The sequence below is a fragment of the Pseudomonas silensiensis genome (assembly GCF_050434865.1).
Lineage (GTDB): Bacteria > Pseudomonadota > Gammaproteobacteria > Pseudomonadales > Pseudomonadaceae > Aquipseudomonas > Aquipseudomonas fluorescens_W.
On sequence record NZ_JBNDJH010000008.1, the window covers coordinates 195,426 to 213,031 of the forward strand.

Below are 17,606 nucleotides of genomic sequence, written 5' to 3' on the forward strand. Positions count from 1 at the left end.
CAAGCGTTAGCGGTCGGGGCCAAGAATAACCGTCATCGCTGGCTTTTGCATGGGCTCACATCAATCACATTGCTCTCAACTCAGCGCCAATTGCTCTGCACGCAGAATATCGACCATGAAGCGTTCGGCCGGCAGCGGGTGCCCGAGCAGATAACCCTGCAGCGAATCACAACCGAGTTGCGTCAGGAAGTCTTGCTGCGAGTCGGTCTCCACCCCTTCGGCGACGATCCGCAACCCTAGCGCCTGACCGAGAGCGACGATGGCGGAAACAATGGCGGCGTCATCGCTGTCACGCTCCAGGTCGCGGACAAAACCCCGGTCGATCTTCAGTTCGTTGGCCGGCAGGCGCTTGAGGTACATCAAGCTCGAATAGCCGGTGCCAAAGTCGTCGATCGACAGGTCGACCCCCATGGTCGACAGCTCCTGCAGCACCGTCATGCTCGCATCGGCATCGCTCATGGCGGTGGTTTCCGTGATCTCGAGGGTCAGGCTGTTGGCCGGCAAATGGTGAGTGGCCAAGGCTTTGGCAACGCTCTGGACCAGGCCCGCGTGGCAGAACTGCAAGGCTGAAAGGTTCACCGCGATGCGCCATTCGGTGTACCCGAGAACGTACCACTCGCGCATCTGACGGCAGGCTTCGTTGAGCACCCACTCGCCAATCGGAATGATCAGGCCGGTCTTTTCCGCCAGTTCGATGAACTTGTCCGGCAACAGCATGCCCTGGGTCGGATGCTCCCAGCGCAACAACGCCTCGGCACCGACCGGCCGGCCATTGTTGGCGTCGAATTTGGGTTGGTAATAGAGACTGAATTGCTGCTGATCTATGGCGATACGCAAGTCCTGCAGCAATTGCAGCTGTTTGCGCGCGTTGCTGTTCATCGAGGCATCGAAGAAGCTGTAGCCGTTTTTCCCGGCGCCCTTGGCGTGGTACATCGCCGCGTCAGCGTTCATCAGCAATTCCTCGGCGGTTTCACCGTTGCCCGGATAAATCGCAATGCCGACGCTGGCGGAAATCTGCAAGTCATGTTCGCCGACCCGGAACGAACGCCCGATCAGCCCGACCTGACGGGCCGCCAGGTTCAATGCGTCATTCTGCTCGCCGAGTTGCACCAGCAATACGAACTCATCTCCGCCGATCCGCGCCAGGGTGTCCTGGCTGCGCAAATCTTCGCGCAGGCGCAAGCCGACCTCACGCAACAACAGATCGCCCATATGGTGCCCAAAGGCATCGTTGACCGGTTTGAAACCGTCCAGATCGATGAACATCAACGCAAAACAACCGCTTTGCTCGCGCACCATGGACATCGCCTGATCGATGCGGTCAGCCAGCAACACGCGATTCGGCAGGCCGGTCAGGGTGTCATGCAGGGCCAGTTGCGTCAGTTCGCGGTTGGCCTCGGTCAATGAGTGGGCAAGGCTTGCGGTGCGGGCCTCGAGGCGCGCATCGAGGATCGAGGTCAACAGGGCCAGGCTCAACACGGCCAGGGTGGTGATCAACACCAGATTGTCCAGGCCCTTGCCGTTCAGGCCGCTGACGGCCGCGCCACAGAAACTGCCATCCGGGAAGCGCGCTGCCGCCATGCCGGTGTAGTGCATGCCGACGATCGCGAACCCCATGATCACCGCCGCACCGCCACGGATCAGGCCGACATAAGGTGTGTGCTGGCGCAGGCGGAAAGCGATCCACAACGCGGCGCCCGAGGCGACTACGGCGATCAGCAGCGAGGCGCCGAACAGCGTCGGATCGTAATCGATACCCGGCTGCATACGCATGGCGGCCATGCCGGTGTAGTGCATGGCACTGATCCCGGAACCCATGACCAGCGCGCCGAACGCCAATTGCCAGGCTGGCAATCGTGGCTGGCTGACGAGCCACAGGGCAAAGCCGCAGGACAGGATGCCAATCAGCAGAGACAGCAGCGTGATGCCGACGTCGTAACCGAGGTCGATGGGCAAGTTGAACGCGAGCATGCCGATGAAATGCATCGACCACACGCCAACCCCCATGGCAAAGGCGCCGCCCGCCGTCCATAGATGTACGGCCCGGCCCTTGGCCGTGGAGATGCGTTCGGTCAGGTCGAGCGCGGTATAGGAGGCGAGAATCGCCACAAAAAGCGAGATGACAACCAGCGTGGGGGAATAGCTACCGATAAGCATGAGACTACTCGCGACAGCCCCTCCGTACTGCTTCCATTCTCGGGGGGCAAATCGGGCGATTGTACTGATTGCGCAAAAGAACGCACTGACAAAATAAGCAAATGGCCATCAAGCCGATGAAACGCTTGTTTGACACTTAGCGACGACCGCGTCCTCTGGTAGCAGCTGTCGAGTTGCCGTCAGAGAATGGGCGCCTACTCTTTTTCGCTCACTTGCAACGCCCCATCCCAGCCACCGCCCAATGCCGCGATCAACTGCACACTGGCAATCAACCGGCTCTGCAACAGGCTCAGCACGCTGCGTTCATTGTTCAACGCGGTGGCCTGAACGACCACCACGCCCAGGTAAGCGATCACACCGGCCTTGTACTGATTCTGGGTCAGGCGCAAGGACTCTCGCGCCGCGTCCAGTGCTTCCTGGCGCACGCCCGCTTCGTCTTCCAGGACCTTGAGCTGCACCAGGTAGTTTTCCACCTCACGGAAGCCATCGAGCACGGTCTGGCGGTACTTGGCCACGGTCTCGTCGTAGGCCGCTTCGCTGCGGTCGACTTCCGCGGAGCGCTGACCGCCGTCGAACAGGGTCATGGCCAATTGCGGCCCGACCGACCAGAAGCGGTTCGGCACGCTGAACCAGTTGGAAGAGGTACTGCTGCTGTAACCACCGTTCAGACTCAGGGTGAAATCCGGGTAATAGGCCGCCTTGGCCACACCGATGTTGGCATTGGCCGCCATCACCGAGCGTTCGGCGGAGGCGATGTCCGGGCGGCGCTCGAGCAATTGCGAAGGCAGGCTCAGCGGTATCTCGGGCAACGCAGGAATGTCTTGGGTTTCAGCCAGGCTGAACTCGGCCGGCGCTAGCCCGATCAGTACGGCAATGGCGTTCTCGAATTGAGCACGCTGCCAGATCAAATCAACCCTGTCAGCCTGGGTGGTTTTGAGCTGAGTCTGGGCCTGCGCCACCGCATCCTTGCCGGAGACACCGGCGCGGTACTGGTTTTCAGTCATTGTCAGCGAGCGCTGATAGGCCTCGACCGTCGCCTCCAGCAGACGCTTCTGCTCGTCGATCACCCGCAGTTGCAGATAGTTCTGCACCAGTTCCGACTGCTGACTCAAGCGCATCGCCGCCAGATCGGCAAAACTCGCCTCGGCATTGGCGGTGTCGGCTTCAAGGCCTCGGCGCAGCTTGCCCCAAACGTCAGCCTCCCAACTGACGCCGGCCTGTGCGGTGTAAGTGTCACGAATCCCGCTGGAAGAACTGGTCAGGCTCGAACTGCTGCTGCCGGTGCCCTGGCTGGAGCGGTTTTTCCCGACGGTCAGGTCCACAGTCGGGAAAAACGCGCCACGGGCACTGCGTACCAAGGCCTGGGCCTGACGGTACTGGGCTTCGGACTGCGCGACGGTCTGGTTGGAACTGTTGAGTTTTTCAACCAGGCCATTGAGCTGCTGATCGCCATACAACTCCCACCAGGCGCCACGGGCCAGGGAATCACTGGGATTGGCCTGACGCCAGCCGGCCGCTTCCTTGTATTGCGCCGGCGCAGCCGCTTGCGGGCGCTGGTAATCCGGGCCGATGGCGCAGGCGCTGAGCATCGCCACGCACAGCGCCAGGCTCAACAAACGCGAGCCTCGGGCCGTTACCAGCGGTGCAGCCAGAGTGATAAGCGAACGGTCAGTCATAGCGGAGTTTCCAGAGCAGCATCGGTACGCACCCCACGCCAGTGGTTGAAGCGATGGCGCAGTTTGTCGAGATAGAGGTAAACCACCGGGGTGGTGTAAAGGGTCAGCACCTGGCTGAAGATCAGCCCGCCAATGATGGTCAGGCCCAACGGCTGACGCATTTCCGCACCTTCGGCGCGGCTCAGCAGCAACGGTAACGCGCCGAGGATCGCCGCCAGGGTGGTCATCAGTATCGGCCGCAGACGTTGCAGGCAGGCGCTGCGAATCGACTCCAGCGGCGCCATGCCTTGATGTCGCTCCAGCTGCAAAGCCAGGTCGATCATCAAAATGGCGTTTTTCTTCACCACGCCGATCAGCAGGAACAGCCCAAGCAGCGAGATCAGGCTGAACTCACCGCCCAGCGCATAGATCGACAGCAACGCGCCAACCCCGGCCGACGGCAAGGTCGAGAGAATGGTCAGCGGATGAATGTAGCTTTCATAGAGCACACCAAGCACCAGATACACCGCCACCAGCGCGCCGAGAATCATCCAGGGCTGGCTCTTCTGGGTCGCGGCGAAGGCGTCGGCAGTGCCGGCCATTTTCACGATCACGTCTTCCGGCATACCCAGTTTGGCGATGGCCCGCTCGATGGCCGCCGTGCCCTGCTCCACCGTCACGCCCTCGGCCATGTCAAAGGAAATGCTCTCGGAGGCGAACTGGCCTTCATGGCTGACGCGGTCGTCTTCCAGGCTGTTTTCGTAATGCGCGATGGTCGAGAGCGGAATCCGCGCACCGTCAGCGGTGATCACCTGAACCTGTTTGAGGGTGATCGGGTCCTGGGCATATTTCGGATTGACCTCCATGACCACCTGATACTGGTTAAGGCTGTCGTAAATCGTCGAAATCTGCCGCTGGCTGTAGGCGTTGTTCAGCACCGCGGTGACCATGTCCATGTCGACGCCCAGGCGTTTGGCCTGATCACGGTCGACGATCAGGGTCACCTGTTGGGCGCCGCGCCCTTCACGGGCATCAATCGCCGTCAGCTCCGGCAACGCCTTGAGCGCAACCACCACTTTCGGATACCACTCGCGCAACTCGCCAAGGTCGGCGCTTTGCAGGATGTAGGAATACTGCGACGAGGTCTGTTCACGACCGCCACCAAACTGCAGGTCCTGATCGGCCATCAGCATCAACTGCGCACCGGCGACCTTGGGCATTTCCTTGCGCAGGCGTTCAATGACCTTTTGCGCAGAAATGTTACGTTCCTTGATCGGCTTCAGCCGCACCAGCATGAAGGCATTGTTGGTGCCGTTGGTGCCGCCGATGAAGCCGGCGACGCTTTGCACCGCATCATCCTTGAGCACGGCACGGCGGAAGGTTTCCATTTTCGGCTGCATTACACTGAATGACAGCCCGTCGTCGCCGCGCACGAAACCGATCAGCTGGCCGGTATCCTGCTGAGGCATAAATGTTTTAGGAACAACAACATACAGTGCAATGTTAACGCCGACTGTCACGAGCAGACTGAGCAAGGTCAACCGACGGTGGCGCAACACCCAGTCCAGACTGGTCGCGTATTTGCCGACCATCCACTCGTTGGCGTGCTGACTCCAGCGCTGCAAACGGTTTTCCTCACCCGGCGTATGCGGCTTGAGCCAGCGGGCGCAGAGCATCGGTGTCAGTGTCAGCGAGACCACCAGCGACACCACGATGGACGCCGCCAACGTGATGGAAAACTCGCGAAACAGGCTTTCGACGATCCCGCCCATGAACAGGATCGACAGGAACACTGCCACCAGCGAGACGTTCATCGACAGCAAGGTGAAACCGACTTCCTGCGCCCCGAGGTAAGCGGCCTTCATCGGCGGTACGCCTTTGTCGATGTGCCGGGAAATGTTCTCCAGCACCACAATGGCGTCGTCCACCACCAGTCCAGTGGCCAGAATCAGCGCCATCAGCGACAGATTGTTCAGGGAGAATCCGTAGAGGTACATCACCGCAAAGGTGCCGACCAGCGACACGGGCACCGCTAGAGTCGGAATCAACGAGGCGCGGAAGTTACCGAGGAACAGGAACACCACCAGAATCACCAGCGTCACGGCAATCAGCAGGGTCATTTCCGCTTCGTGCAAGGTCGCCTTGATCACCGGCGACCGGTCCATCGCCACGTTCAGCTTGACGCTGGCCGGCAACACAGCCTGCAACGCCGGTAGCTGAGCCTTGATTTCGTTGACCGTCTCGATGATGTTGGCGCCGGCCTGACGGTTGATCACCAACAGTACCGCCGCGTCGTTGTTGAAAAAACCGCTGTTGTAGCGGTCTTCGACGCCGTCGCTGACCTTGGCCACGTCCTTCAGGCGCAGGGCCGCGCCGTCCGCGTAGTGAATGATCAGCGACTCGTAATCCTTGGCTTTCTCGAGTTGATCGTTGGCTTGAACCTGCCACAACCGCTGGCTGTCTTCGACCGAGCCCTTGGGCCTGCGCACGTTGGCATTGGCGATGGTGTTGCGCACGTCGTCCAGCGCCACGCCGTACTGGTTGAGCGCCTGCGGTTCGAGTTCGATGCGCACCGCCGGCAAGGAACTGCCGCCGATCTGCACTTCGCCGACACCCTGCACCTGAGACACGCTCTGGGACAGAATCGTCGAGGCCAAATCGTAGAGCTGACCTTTTTCCAGTACGTCGGAGGTCAGCGACAACACCATGACCGGCGCCTGGGACGGGTTGACCTTCTTGTAGGTCGGCATGCTGCGCATCCCGCTCGGCAGCAAATTGCGCGAGGCGTTGATTGCCGCCTGCACTTCCCGCGCCGCGCCGTTGATGTCGCGGTCCAGGTCGAACTGCAAAATCACCCGGGTCGAGCCCTGGCTGGAGCGGCTGCTCATGGTGTTGACCCCGGCGATAGCGCCGAAGGAACGCTCAAGCGGCGTGGCCACGGTCGAGGCCATGACCTCAGGGCTTGCACCGGGCAGACTCGCCTGGACCACGATCACCGGGAAGTCCATCTGCGGTAACGGCGCCACCGGCAACAGGCCGAAGCTCACGCCGCCCAGCAGCAGGATCGCCAGGCTCAGCAACATCGTCGCGACCGGGCGCTTGATGAAAGGTCCGGACAGGTTCATGGCTGTTCTGCCGCTTCCACGGCTTCAGGCTTGCGACCCCAGCGCCGACCGAGGCGGTCGAAATACAGGTAGATGACCGGAGTGGTAAACAGCGTCAGCACCTGACTCACCAACAAGCCACCCACCATCACCAGACCCAACGGTTGACGCAGTTCCGCGCCGGAACCGGTCGCCAGCATCAGTGGCACCGCGCCGAACAACGCAGCCAGTGTGGTCATCAAAATCGGCCGGAAACGCAGCAGCGCCGCCTGATAGATTGCCGTTTCCGGGTCCATGCCCTGATTACGTTCAGCGTCGAGGGCGAAGTCAATCATCATGATCGCGTTCTTTTTCACGATACCGATCAACAAAATGATGCCGATGATCGCGATCATGCCCAGGTCATTGCCGCTCAGCAGCAACGCCAGCAAGGCACCCACTGCCGCGGAGGGCAAGGTCGAGAGAATGGTGATCGGATGGATGTAACTCTCATAGAGCACACCAAGCACGATGTACATGGTCACCACCGCCGCCAGAATCAGCAGCAAGGTGCTCGACAGCGACGCCTGGAATGCCTCGGCCGCGCCCTGGAACTGGGTTTGCACGCCAATCGGCATGCCGATGTCCTTCTGCACCTGGTCAATGATCTGCACCGCATGCCCCAACGCCACGCCGGGCGCGAGGTTGAAGGACATCATCACTGCCGGGAACTGACCGATGTGGGTGATCGCCAGTTGTGCCTGACGCTCCTCCATGTGCGCCAGACTGGACAGGCGCACTTGCCCGCCGTCAGTGGTTTTCACGTGAATCTGGTTCAGCGCATCCGGGCCGATCCTCTCGCCCGACTGCGATTGCAGCACCACGCGGTATTGGCTGGCCTGGGTGTAGATGGTGGAAATCTGCCGCTGACCGAAGGCGTCGTACAGCGCATCGGTGATGTTCGACACCGACACGCCGACCCGCGACGCCGCATCGCGGTCAATCACCAGATAGACCTGCAAGCCCTTGTCCTGCAAATCGCTGGCGACGTCGGTAAGCTCCGGCCGTTGGGCCAGTGCCTCCACCAGACGACCGCTCCACAGGCTGAGCAGCTCCGAGTCCGGCGACGACATGCTGAACTGGTATTGAGTCCGGCTGACGCGGTCTTCGATGGTCAGGTCCTGCACCGGCTGCATGAACAGGCGGATGCCGGGGAGCTTGTCCAGTTCCGGTTGCAGGCGTGCAATCACCTCGGTGGCGCTCAGGTCGCGATTGCTGTGGGATTTGAGGTTGATCAGCAGACGACCGCTGTTCAGCGTTGAGTTGTCACCGTCGACCCCAATGTAGGACGACAAGCTTTCCACCGCCGGATCCGCCAGGATCACTTTGGCCAGTTCCTGCTGACGCTCGCTCATGGCCGCAAAGGAAATCGACTGCGGCGCCTCGGAAATACCCTGGATTACGCCGGTGTCCTGCACCGGGAAGAAGCCCTTGGGCACCACCATGTAAAGGAATACGGTCAACGCCAGTGTGCCGATGGCCACCATCAGGGTCAGCGGTTGATGCTTGAGAACCCACTTTAACTTGCGCCCGTAAGCCGCGATCATCCAATCAATTGTGGCGCCGCTGGCCCGGTAGAAACGGCCCTGTTCTTCTTCCTTGGGTTCACGCTTGAGCAACCGCGCGCACATCATCGGCGTCAGGGTCAGGGACACCACCAGAGAGATCAGGATCGCCACTGCCAGGGTGATGGCAAATTCGCGGAACAACCGCCCTACCACGTCGGCCATGAACAACAGCGGAATCAATACTGCGATCAGCGACAGGGTCAGGGAGATCAGCGTGAAGCCGATCTGTTTGGCGCCCTTGAGCGCCGCATTCAGGGGGCTGTCGCCCTCTTCGATAAATCGGGAAATGTTTTCCAGCATCACGATCGCATCGTCCACCACGAAACCGGTGGCGATGGTCAGTGCCATCAGGGTCAGGTTGTTGACCGAGAAACCCGCGAGGTACATCACGCCGAAGGTGCCGATCAGCGACAGTGGCACGGCCACTGACGGAATGATTGTGGCGCTGGCCCGACGCAGGAACAGGAAGGTCACCATCACGACCAGCGCAATGGCGATCAACAATTCGTGCTGCACATCGGTGACCGAGGCGCGGATAGTCTGGGTGCGGTCAGTCAGCACGGTGACTTCGAGACCGGCCGGCAGGTTGTCGGTGATGCTCGGCAGCAGGGCTTTGATCCGGTCAACCACTTCGATGACGTTGGCGCCAGGTTGACGCTGGATGTTCAGCAGCACGGCCTGGTTTTCGTTGGCCCACGCCGCCAGACGTTCGTTTTCCGCACCATCGACAATCTCCGCCACGTCCTTGAGCCGCAACGGCGCGCCGTTGGCGTAGGCGAGAATCAGGTTGGCGTAGTCCTTGGGCGAGGTCAGTTGATCGTTTGCATCGAGCATCGACACCCGGGTCGGGCCGTCGAAGTTGCCCTTGGGCTGGTTGACGTTGGACGCGCCGATCAAGGTGCGAACATCAGACAGGTTCAAGCCATTGGCGGCCAGCGCCTCGGGATTGACCTTGATCCGCACGGCCTGACGCTGGCCGCCGGCAATGCTGACCATGCCGACGCCGCTGATCTGGGCAATTTTCTGCGCCATGCGCGTGTCGACCAAGTCATTGAGCTTGGGCAGCAACATGGTCTTGGAGGTGATGGCCAGCGTCAGAACCGGCGTGTCCGCCGGGTTGACCTTGTTGTACACCGGCGGCGCCGGCAGGTCCTTGGGCAGCAAATTGGTCGCAGCGTTGATCGCCGCCTGCACCTGCTGCTCGGCGACGTCCATGTTGATGTCGAGGCTGAAACGCAGGGTCAGCACCGAAGCGCCGCCGGAACTGGTCGAGGCCATCTGGGTCAGGCCGGGCATCTGCCCGAATTGACGCTCAAGGGGCGCGGTCACGGCGCTGGTCATGACATCCGGGCTGGCGCCGGGATACAGCGTCATGACACGGATGGTCGGGTAATCGACCTGAGGCAATGCCGACACCGGCAACAGCCGATAGGCGATCACACCGGCCAGGATAATGGCCAGCATGCTCAGGGTCGTGGCGACCGGGCGAAGGATGAACAGCCGCGAGAGGTTCATGCGCCACCCTTTTTCGCCTTGTCGGTGGTCGTCGCGTCAGGCGTCGTGGCGGCCGATTTGCCTTGCAGGTGCCCGGCCGGGGTGGCTGGCACGTCCTTGGTGTCGTTGACCACTTCGACTTCGCTGCCTTCCTTCAAGCGGTCGGTGCCTTCAAGGACCACGCGATCCCCAGGGGCCAGGCCTTCGGTAACCACGGTGTTTTCACCGTCACTGGCGCCGACTTTCAACTGACGAATCGCGACTTTCTTGTCGCCGTCCAGGGCGTAGACAAACGTACCATTGGTGCCGAACTGAATCGCTGCCGAAGGTGCGAGCACCACGTCTTTGAGGGTGTCGGCCAGCAGGTGGACGTTGACGAACTGATTCGGGAACAGCGCCTGATCGCGGTTCTCGTAACGAGCCTTGAATTTCAGGGTCCCGGTGGTGACGTCGATCTGGTTGTCCAGGCTCTGCAACACGCCGGTGGCCTGCAACTTGGTGTCGCCACGGTCCCAGGCTTCGGCGGGCAGTTTGGCGCCGGTGCGATAACGGGCCAGCACGGTGTCCAGGCTGTTTTCCGGCAAGGTGAAGGCAACGCTGATCGGTTGGGTCTGGGTGATGATCACCAGCGCGGTGGTGTCGTTGGCTGCCACCAGGTTGCCGACGTCCAGCTGACGCAAGCCCACACGCCCGGCAATCGGGGCGCGGATCTTGGTGAATTCCAGATTGAGCTTGGCGTCGTTGACCGCCGCCTGATTGGTTTTGACCGTGCCCTGATACTGGCCCACCAGCGCTTCGGCCGTGTCCAGGGTCTGCTTGGCGATACTGTCTTCGCGATACAGGCCGCGATAGCGTTCTACATCAACTTGAGCGTTTTTCAGTTGTGCCTGGTTCTGCAGCAACGTGCCTTCGGCCTGAAGCAAGGCATTCTGGTAAGGACGCGGGTCAATTTCAGCCAGCAGATCGCCTGCCTTGACCATCTGCCCTTCTTCGAAGGAGATCTTCATCAGCTCACCACCGACGCGGCTGCGCACATTGATGGTGTTCAACGCCGTCACGGTGCCCAGCGCCTTGTAGTACAGCGGGAAGTCGCCTTTGACCGCTGGCGCTACACGCACTGGAACAGGCCCCGTCGCCCCGCCGAAACCCGGACGCATGCCTCCCGACCTGCCGGTATGCCCGGCAACGGCTTTTTGCCCTGCGCCCTCTTTTTGGGCAGTGTCGGCGGGCCAGAATTTCCAGCACAGGCCAGCGATGACCAACAGGACAAGCAGGCCAAACAGCCAGCGACGGGGACTACGGGAAACGGAGGATTGCATGGAATGATCAACCATTGGGCGCGTGGGCTTCTTCTACAGGAGGCTGAACGATAAGCACTGGCGGGCATTAAGCAAAGCGGCTTTACCGGCAATTTACCTTCGGCTTACGTAACAGGAGATTTATCTAAGACACTGAAGCACAAATGAAAACGGCCTGGACAGGGCCAGGCCGTTAACAATTGTAAAACTACTTTTACTTCAGAACGGCGAGTGCTGCTTCGTAGTTCGGTTCTTCAGCGATTTCCTTGACCAGTTCGCTGTGCAGAACGTTGTCGTTTTCGTCCAGAACCACGACGGCACGGGCGGTCAGGCCTTTGAGCGGGCCGTCAGCGATGGCAACACCGTAGTTCTCGATGAACTCGGCACCGCGCAGGGTCGACAGGTTTTGTACGTTTTCCAGGCCTTCGGCGCCGCAGAAGCGGGCTTGAGCGAACGGCAGGTCAGCGGAGATGCACAGCACGACAGTGTTGGCGACATCACTGGCCTGGGCGTTGAACTTGCGAACCGAAGTGGCGCAGGTCGGGGTATCAACGCTTGGGAAGATGTTCAGCACTTTGCGCTTGCCGGCGAAGCTCGCCAGGGTCACGTCGGACAGATTGCCGGCAACCAGGGAAAAGGCTGGCGCCTTGGAACCGGCTTGTGGCAGTTGGCCGTTGACTTGAACCGGGGAGCCTTTAAGAGTGACTTGAGCCATGAACGGAGTCCTTCTGAACGTTGTTGTAGAGAATTTGAAGAGGCCGAAGTTAACCACGAAATGGCTCTACGACCTATGCCCAGATACAAATTGTGATGTCTCGTCGCACACATTGGATACAACCGGAATCCCGCAGGAGCGAGAGATGCGGTCGGTGTACAGCGTACCGCCCTCACCGGCCGCCACCCGGTGTTCATGACGAAAGGCAGCCAGCGTTGTCGATTCAAGCGACGGCCATTCGACTAGGCTGTGAGTCACTCACATCCAGCGGAGATAAGACCATGCGATTCATGATCATTGTGAAAGCCAGCCAGGATTCCGAGGCTGGTGTGATGCCCAGCGAGGAACTGATGACCGCAATGGGCAACTACAACGAGGAACTGGTCAAAGCCGGCATCCTCATCGAGTGCGATGGCCTGCAACCCAGCAGCAAAGGCGCCCGCGTACGTTTCTCGGGTGAAAAGCGCACGGTGATCGACGGCCCGTTCGCCGAAACCAAGGAGCTGATCGCCGGCTATTGGCTATGGAACGTGAAGTCGAAACAGGAAGCAATCGAGTGGGTCAAGCGCTGCCCCAACCCGATGCCAGGCACCGACGCCGAGATTGAGATTCGCCAGGTGTTCGAGGCTGAAGATTTCGGAGACGAGTTCACACCGCAATTGCGGGAGCAGGAAGAGCGGGTGCGTGAGCAGATGAAGAAGCACTGAATAACGGATCATTGTGGCGAAAGGGCTTGCCCTCTCGCCACATCTAGCCGTCCATCTATTTCAACCCTCTGTTTCGTATTAACTTTTTAGTACACATAAATCCCCACAAACGTGTACAAAAAACCAAAGAGTCCCCCGCTTCGACTGGCGAACCCCGAGTTAGCTGCTAGTTTCAACAGACGTGTCCTACAGGCTTGATAGGAAAGAGATTTCGCAGTAACGGCCGAGAAGTGCCGAGTCGTCCAATGAGCCACGAAGGAACGGGGGATACAGCACCGGTGTAGGTGATCTGAACATTTTCGACATCTTCTTGCTCAAGACTGACGGTGTGCAGCTGGGCATCGGTCCGCAGATCACTGCACCCACCGCCGATCAGGACGAACTGGGCACCGGCACCTGGACGTTCGACCTGAAAAACGACACCCACTACATCCCCATCGGGTTCGGTGGCGGCAAGGTCTGGAAATCCGGTTCCAATATCCTCAATGCATTCGTCGAACCTCAGTGGACCGTGGAACGCAAAGGCGATGGCCTGCCGCAGTTCACGCTGTTCGCCGGGATCAATGTCACGTTTGGCAAATAAGGACTTTCTTATGCACGGTGCAATTCGCGCAGCCGGTTTCAGTTTGATGACCATGTTCGTCAGTTGCGGTGTCGGCGCCCAGGATCCGGATACGCGGATCGGCAAGATCGCGATGGAAGGCGAACTGCCGGCCCATGAGTCCATAGCCAAACTCTACGCCGAGCTGGATTTCCAGCAGGCGACCCAGAGTTATCTGTGGGCGTTGCCGCTGGTGTCCTACGCGCAATGGCAGGCAGAGTTTCGCGACAAACTCGGCGCCCGCAGCGGCGACCTGATGGTGCTCAACAGTTACGAAGACAAACTGGGCGTGATCACCGCCAACGCCACCACGCCGTACATCCTTGGCTTCGTCGACTTGAATGAAACCGACCGCAAGGTGCGCCTTGCTGGACCTGCGCATAGCGCCACCGCTGGTGAATGCCGATGCGGGCTTCAACGAACGGATGAACGCACACGAGCAACGCCTGATGCAGTTTTATCGGGCGAGTCTGCATGCTTATGACGGTGACCGCGACGCGTGGGCCAGGGAGATTCGCGAGGTGATGCGCGGGGATGGGGGGAATCCGTATTTCCGGTGGTTTGTCGGGGAGTGATACAGCGCCTGCGCAGTGGATCACAACCTCATTTGACAGACGCCGGCCTTCCGGCAAAGCTGCGTCGAGCTTGAATGCGCGCCTGACGGCAAACGCACCCGGACTATGGAAGTCGCAATGCCGAAACATAAAAATAAAGCGGTACAGACACCCCCTGATTCGCCACCGACCTTGATCAGCCGTTACCTGTTTCCCGTCACCCTCGGCGTCTTGCTATCGGCCGTCGCGGGCATCGGCTGGTTTCTGTTCAGCAGCACACCGGCCCCCATGACGTATGCGCCTGTCAGTACACCGGTCGCTCAGCCGGTCAAACCGCAACCGGTTGCCGTGGTGCCGGCAACGATGGTTGATGAGCAACAATGCCAGGGCTGCCACAGTGAGCAGGTCAAGGACTGGCAAGGCTCCCATCACCAATTGGCGATGCAGGAGGCCAATGCCGAGACGATGTTGGGCGACTTCAAAAACGTCACCTTCAAAGCGGAAAACGAAACCACCCGTTTCTCGCGCAAGGGCGACGAATTCTGGGTCAACACCCCCGGCATTGATGGCAAGAATACCGACTTCAAGGTCGCCTACACCTTCGGCATCGCGCCGTTGCAGCAATACCTGATCGAGGTCGGCGAAGGTCGGTTGCAAGCCCTCGGCGTGGCCTGGGATACCGAGAAGCACCGCTGGTTTCACCTCTATCCGGGCCAGGGTGTGAACTTCAAAGACCCGTTGCACTGGAGCAAGCCGAGCCAGAACGCCAACTTCATGTGCGTCGAGTGCCACACCACCGGTTACAAGCGCAATTTCGATACCGCGAAAAACACCTTCGACAGTCACTGGAACAGCCTCGGTGTCGGCTGTCAGGCGTGCCACGGCCCGGCCTCCAATCACCTGGCATGGACGGCAAAAAAAGGTGACCTGGTCCATGCCGGTTTTGCCGTCGACCTGAAGGACAAGAACGCCACCGTCGAAATCGAAACCTGTGCCCGCTGCCACTCGCGCCGCGCGCCATTGGGCGACGGCTTCACCGCCGGCAAGCGCCTGATGGATGACTACCTGCCGAGCCCCCTGACCCGCGAGTTGTACGCGCTGGACGGCAAGATCAAGGGTGAAGTGTTCGAACACGGCTCCTTCGCCCAGAGCAAAATGTTCGACAAGGGCGTGCGCTGCAGCAACTGCCACAACCCGCACAGCACCGAGCTGAAGGCACCGGGCAACGGTGTCTGCCTGCAATGCCACAACACCGCCGGCAAGACGTCAATGGACGGCGTCGACGGCAAAGGGCTGCAAGCGAAGAACTACGATTCCATCGAACACACGCGCCACACCATGGGCCAGCCGGGTTCGCAGTGCGTGGATTGCCACATGCCCGGCAAGCTCTACATGGGCAATGACTTCAGGCATGACCACAGTTTCAGCATCCCCAACCCTGAGCGGGCGAAACAACTCGGCACGCCGGATGCTTGCCTGACCTGTCACCAGGGCAAGGCGGGCGACAAGGTCACCGAGCAATTCAAGCTCTGGAACACTACCACCGCGCAGGCACCGCGTTACGACGAAAGCCTGTGGCTGATTCGCAACGGTCAGCCCGGCGCGGCACAAGCCTTGTACGAGCAGCTTCAACTTAGCCATTTGCCAGCGATTCAGCGCGCGACCCTGCTGGCCGAGTTGCCGCTGTACCCAAGCGAACAAGCTTTAAAACTCGCCACCCAGGACTTGAACAACCCGGCCCCGCAAGTGCGTGAAAGCGCCGTCCGGGCGATCAGCGCGTTCCTGCCGCCACCGGAGCGCGCGTCGCTGCTGACGACGTTGCTGGGTGACCCAGTGAAGGCTGTGCGGATTGCTGCGGCCCGGGATCTGCTGAGCGTGGCCCGTAATGGATTGGGCAGCGCCCAGGACAACTGGAACACGGCCATCGCCGAATACGAGGACGTCCAGAAGAACCTGGACGAACGCGCCGAAGCCAACCTCAACCTGGCCATGCTCTATCAAGCCAGCGGTCGTAGCGGCGAAGTCGAAGCGCTGCTGCGCACCGCCCTCAAACGCGATCCGGATTTCTACCCGGCGCTGGTGACACTGGTGCAGTGGCTGGAGGCGAACGGACGCAGTCAGGAAGCTCAGACGCTGCTGGCCCAGAGCCTGAAAGAACATCCGGATGCCGCCCTGCTGCAACACACTCAAGGCCTGTCGCTGGTGCGCGCGGGCAAATCAGCCCAGGCCATGCCGGCCCTGCGCAAGGCCGCGCAACTGGAGCCTCAGAATGCCCAGTACGGTTACGTGTTGGCGGTGGCGTTGCACGACAGCGGCAAGGTCGATGAGGCCTGCCAAGAGCTGGAGCGGCTGTTAAAAGTGCAGCCGGCCAATCGCAATGCCCGGTTGTCGTTGATCCAGTACTACCTGGACAACGGGCAGGAGCCGAAGGCGCAGGTGCTGTTGCAGGGCTGGAAGAAAATGAACAGGGGGGATCCGGCGTTGAAGTAATTGATGGTGTGCATCCTTGAAATCCACCCCTCACCCCCCGCCCTCTCCCCATGGGGGCGAGGGGAAAGGGAGCCGATCTTCAAGCCTTTCAAAACCTGAGGTCGACTCGAAATTTCAGGTCGATGTAACTCTAAAAAACACCTCGGTCAGTCCCCTCTACCCCCTGGGGCGGTCCGACGTTTCGGGAGGGTTAGGGTGAGGGGGTGGATCTAAATGACACCCCTCATCTTCACCATGACGACCCGCTCTTCAACGCCAACGCCCGCCGACTGTTCGCCCGCATCGCCTTGATCAGCGACACCGTCCCCACCAGCAAAATCGCCGCGCCAAACAGGAAGTCGATGTTGTACAGCTGAAAGTCCTGCAACGGCCCCACCAGCAATATCCGGATCGCCCCGATACTCACCAGCGTGGCGAGAAAATCGATGCCCGGCTCGTCGCGATAAAACACGTGCATCAGCGGCAGGCAAATCACCAGCAGCAACAGCAAGACGATCACCTTGAATGAGCCTTTGCGCTCGACGCTGAACGCGCATTCATGGGAGGTGAAGGGTTTGTAGTCTTCCTCGCGCACCAACGCGTTTTTCTCATTGATGTACTCGGCCCGGTTGTACTTCTGAATGGGCGTAAAGGTGTTCGACATCTCCATCACCGTGGTGATGTGGCGAAAGCGCAGGTCGATGCGCTCATTGCCCTTGAGGTAATACAGCACCGGTTTGTAGCCATAGCGGTAGGTGTCGAAGGGGAACTCGGTGGCGCGCCCCTGCACGCCAATCGGTCGCGGCTCGAGCTCCGCGTAGGCACTTTTGTTGTCAGAAGCGAGGTTACGGCTCAGGGGTTTGATCCTGACCTGTTCGAGGAAAATCGGCGTGGCGCCGTAGGACCATTGCAGCGGTTCCAGGCGCAGGCGCAGCTCGTTTCGGCCCAGGTCGTAGCGGTTGAAAGTGCGCTCGGAAACAATCACCGCGCCGCTGAGCATGAACTCGCCACGCAGGTTGTTGGTGATGCGCAGGGTCAGCTGATCCTTGCCCAGCGACAGCACATCAGCGGCCGGTGGCGTGCCGCACCAGGCGTAACTGTCGAACGCGCCACCCAACTGACCGCCGCGGTTCTCCTGGAACACATAAAAGTAACCGCCCCACAGGGTCAACATCAGCAGAAACGCGGTTAACCCTAAAATCTTCTTGCCCACACTCAAACCAGACTCCTTTCGGTACGACTTCC

General features: G+C 60.3%; 9 protein-coding genes and 4 pseudogenes. 5 read left to right on the forward strand and 8 right to left on the reverse strand.

Translation table 11 applies throughout. The annotated features are described in order from the left end of the window. Positions 1 to 75 precede the first annotated feature (75 nt). From QF010_RS14270 to QF010_RS14300, 7 genes and pseudogenes are all read right to left on the reverse strand, one after another. Entirely contained in the window at positions 76 to 2,157 is a 2,082-nt protein-coding gene (locus QF010_RS14270) for a putative bifunctional diguanylate cyclase/phosphodiesterase (protein WP_033054708.1), read from the reverse strand. Between the two features lie 194 nt (positions 2,158 to 2,351). After that, positions 2,352 to 3,833, reverse strand: a complete 1,482-nt coding sequence (locus QF010_RS14275) for an efflux transporter outer membrane subunit (RefSeq protein WP_033054707.1) — start codon at positions 3,831 to 3,833, stop codon at positions 2,352 to 2,354. Next, the gene (locus tag QF010_RS14280) at positions 3,830 to 6,937 is read right to left on the reverse strand and encodes an efflux RND transporter permease subunit (RefSeq protein ID WP_429533355.1); all 3,108 of its coding nucleotides are present in this window, start codon (positions 6,935 to 6,937) and stop codon (positions 3,830 to 3,832) included. Before QF010_RS14280 ends, QF010_RS14275 begins: the two co-directional genes overlap by 4 nt. Further along, the gene (locus QF010_RS14285; protein ID WP_429533356.1) at positions 6,934 to 10,038 is read right to left on the reverse strand and encodes an MdtB/MuxB family multidrug efflux RND transporter permease subunit; all 3,105 of its coding nucleotides are present in this window, start codon (positions 10,036 to 10,038) and stop codon (positions 6,934 to 6,936) included. Before QF010_RS14285 ends, QF010_RS14280 begins: the two co-directional genes overlap by 4 nt. Then, complete coding sequence (locus QF010_RS14290) at positions 10,035 to 11,351, reverse strand: MdtA/MuxA family multidrug efflux RND transporter periplasmic adaptor subunit (RefSeq protein ID WP_429533357.1); 1,317 nt, start codon at positions 11,349 to 11,351, stop codon at positions 10,035 to 10,037. The genes QF010_RS14285 and QF010_RS14290 overlap by 4 nt, the downstream gene beginning before the upstream one ends. A 178-nt stretch (positions 11,352 to 11,529) precedes the next feature. After that, complete coding sequence (gene tpx, locus QF010_RS14295; protein ID WP_008150862.1) at positions 11,530 to 12,030, reverse strand: thiol peroxidase; 501 nt, start codon at positions 12,028 to 12,030, stop codon at positions 11,530 to 11,532. A 141-nt stretch (positions 12,031 to 12,171) separates the two neighbouring features. Further along, a pseudogene (locus QF010_RS14300) lies at positions 12,172 to 12,243 on the reverse strand (polyketide cyclase); the annotation flags it as partial. Positions 12,244 to 12,311: 68 nt separating this feature from the next. Here QF010_RS14300 and QF010_RS14305 point away from each other — a divergent pair. The 5 genes and pseudogenes from QF010_RS14305 (at position 12,312) to QF010_RS14325 (ending at position 16,382) form a co-directional block, all read left to right on the forward strand. Next, entirely contained in the window at positions 12,312 to 12,737 is a 426-nt protein-coding gene (locus QF010_RS14305) for a YciI family protein (protein ID WP_033054702.1), read from the forward strand. Positions 12,738 to 12,978: 241 nt separating this feature from the next. Next, positions 12,979 to 13,320: pseudogene (locus QF010_RS14310) on the forward strand (hypothetical protein); the annotation flags it as partial. Between the two features lie 10 nt (positions 13,321 to 13,330). After that, positions 13,331 to 13,687, forward strand: a pseudogene (locus QF010_RS14315) (DUF1254 domain-containing protein); the annotation flags it as partial. Positions 13,688 to 13,700: 13 nt separating this feature from the next. Continuing rightward, positions 13,701 to 13,913: pseudogene (locus QF010_RS14320) on the forward strand (hypothetical protein); the annotation flags it as partial. Between the two features lie 117 nt (positions 13,914 to 14,030). Next, the gene (locus QF010_RS14325) at positions 14,031 to 16,382 is read left to right on the forward strand and encodes a tetratricopeptide repeat protein (protein WP_429533358.1); all 2,352 of its coding nucleotides are present in this window, start codon (positions 14,031 to 14,033) and stop codon (positions 16,380 to 16,382) included. 229 nt (positions 16,383 to 16,611) lie between these two features. On the opposite strand, the gene QF010_RS14330 is transcribed toward QF010_RS14325, so the two are convergent. Next, complete coding sequence (locus QF010_RS14330; RefSeq protein WP_429533359.1) at positions 16,612 to 17,580, reverse strand: hypothetical protein; 969 nt, start codon at positions 17,578 to 17,580, stop codon at positions 16,612 to 16,614. Between the last annotated feature and the right edge of the window lie 26 nt (positions 17,581 to 17,606).

What these genes read in the sequence shown, in the direction of transcription:
- QF010_RS14280 (WP_429533355.1), bottom strand. Translation starts at nt 6,937, where the DNA reads ATGAACCTGTCCGGACCTTTCATCAAGCGCCCGGTCGCGACGATGTTG.
- QF010_RS14275 (WP_033054707.1), bottom strand. Translation starts at nt 3,833, where the DNA reads ATGACTGACCGTTCGCTTATCACTCTGGCTGCACCGCTGGTAACGGCC.
- QF010_RS14270 (WP_033054708.1), bottom strand. Translation starts at nt 2,157, where the DNA reads ATGCTTATCGGTAGCTATTCCCCCACGCTGGTTGTCATCTCGCTTTTT.
- QF010_RS14285 (WP_429533356.1), bottom strand. Translation starts at nt 10,038, where the DNA reads ATGAACCTCTCGCGGCTGTTCATCCTTCGCCCGGTCGCCACGACCCTG.
- QF010_RS14325 (WP_429533358.1), top strand. Translation starts at nt 14,031, where the DNA reads ATGCCGAAACATAAAAATAAAGCGGTACAGACACCCCCTGATTCGCCA.
- tpx (WP_008150862.1), bottom strand. Translation starts at nt 12,030, where the DNA reads ATGGCTCAAGTCACTCTTAAAGGCTCCCCGGTTCAAGTCAACGGCCAA.
- QF010_RS14305 (WP_033054702.1), top strand. Translation starts at nt 12,312, where the DNA reads ATGCGATTCATGATCATTGTGAAAGCCAGCCAGGATTCCGAGGCTGGT.
- QF010_RS14290 (WP_429533357.1), bottom strand. Translation starts at nt 11,351, where the DNA reads ATGGTTGATCATTCCATGCAATCCTCCGTTTCCCGTAGTCCCCGTCGC.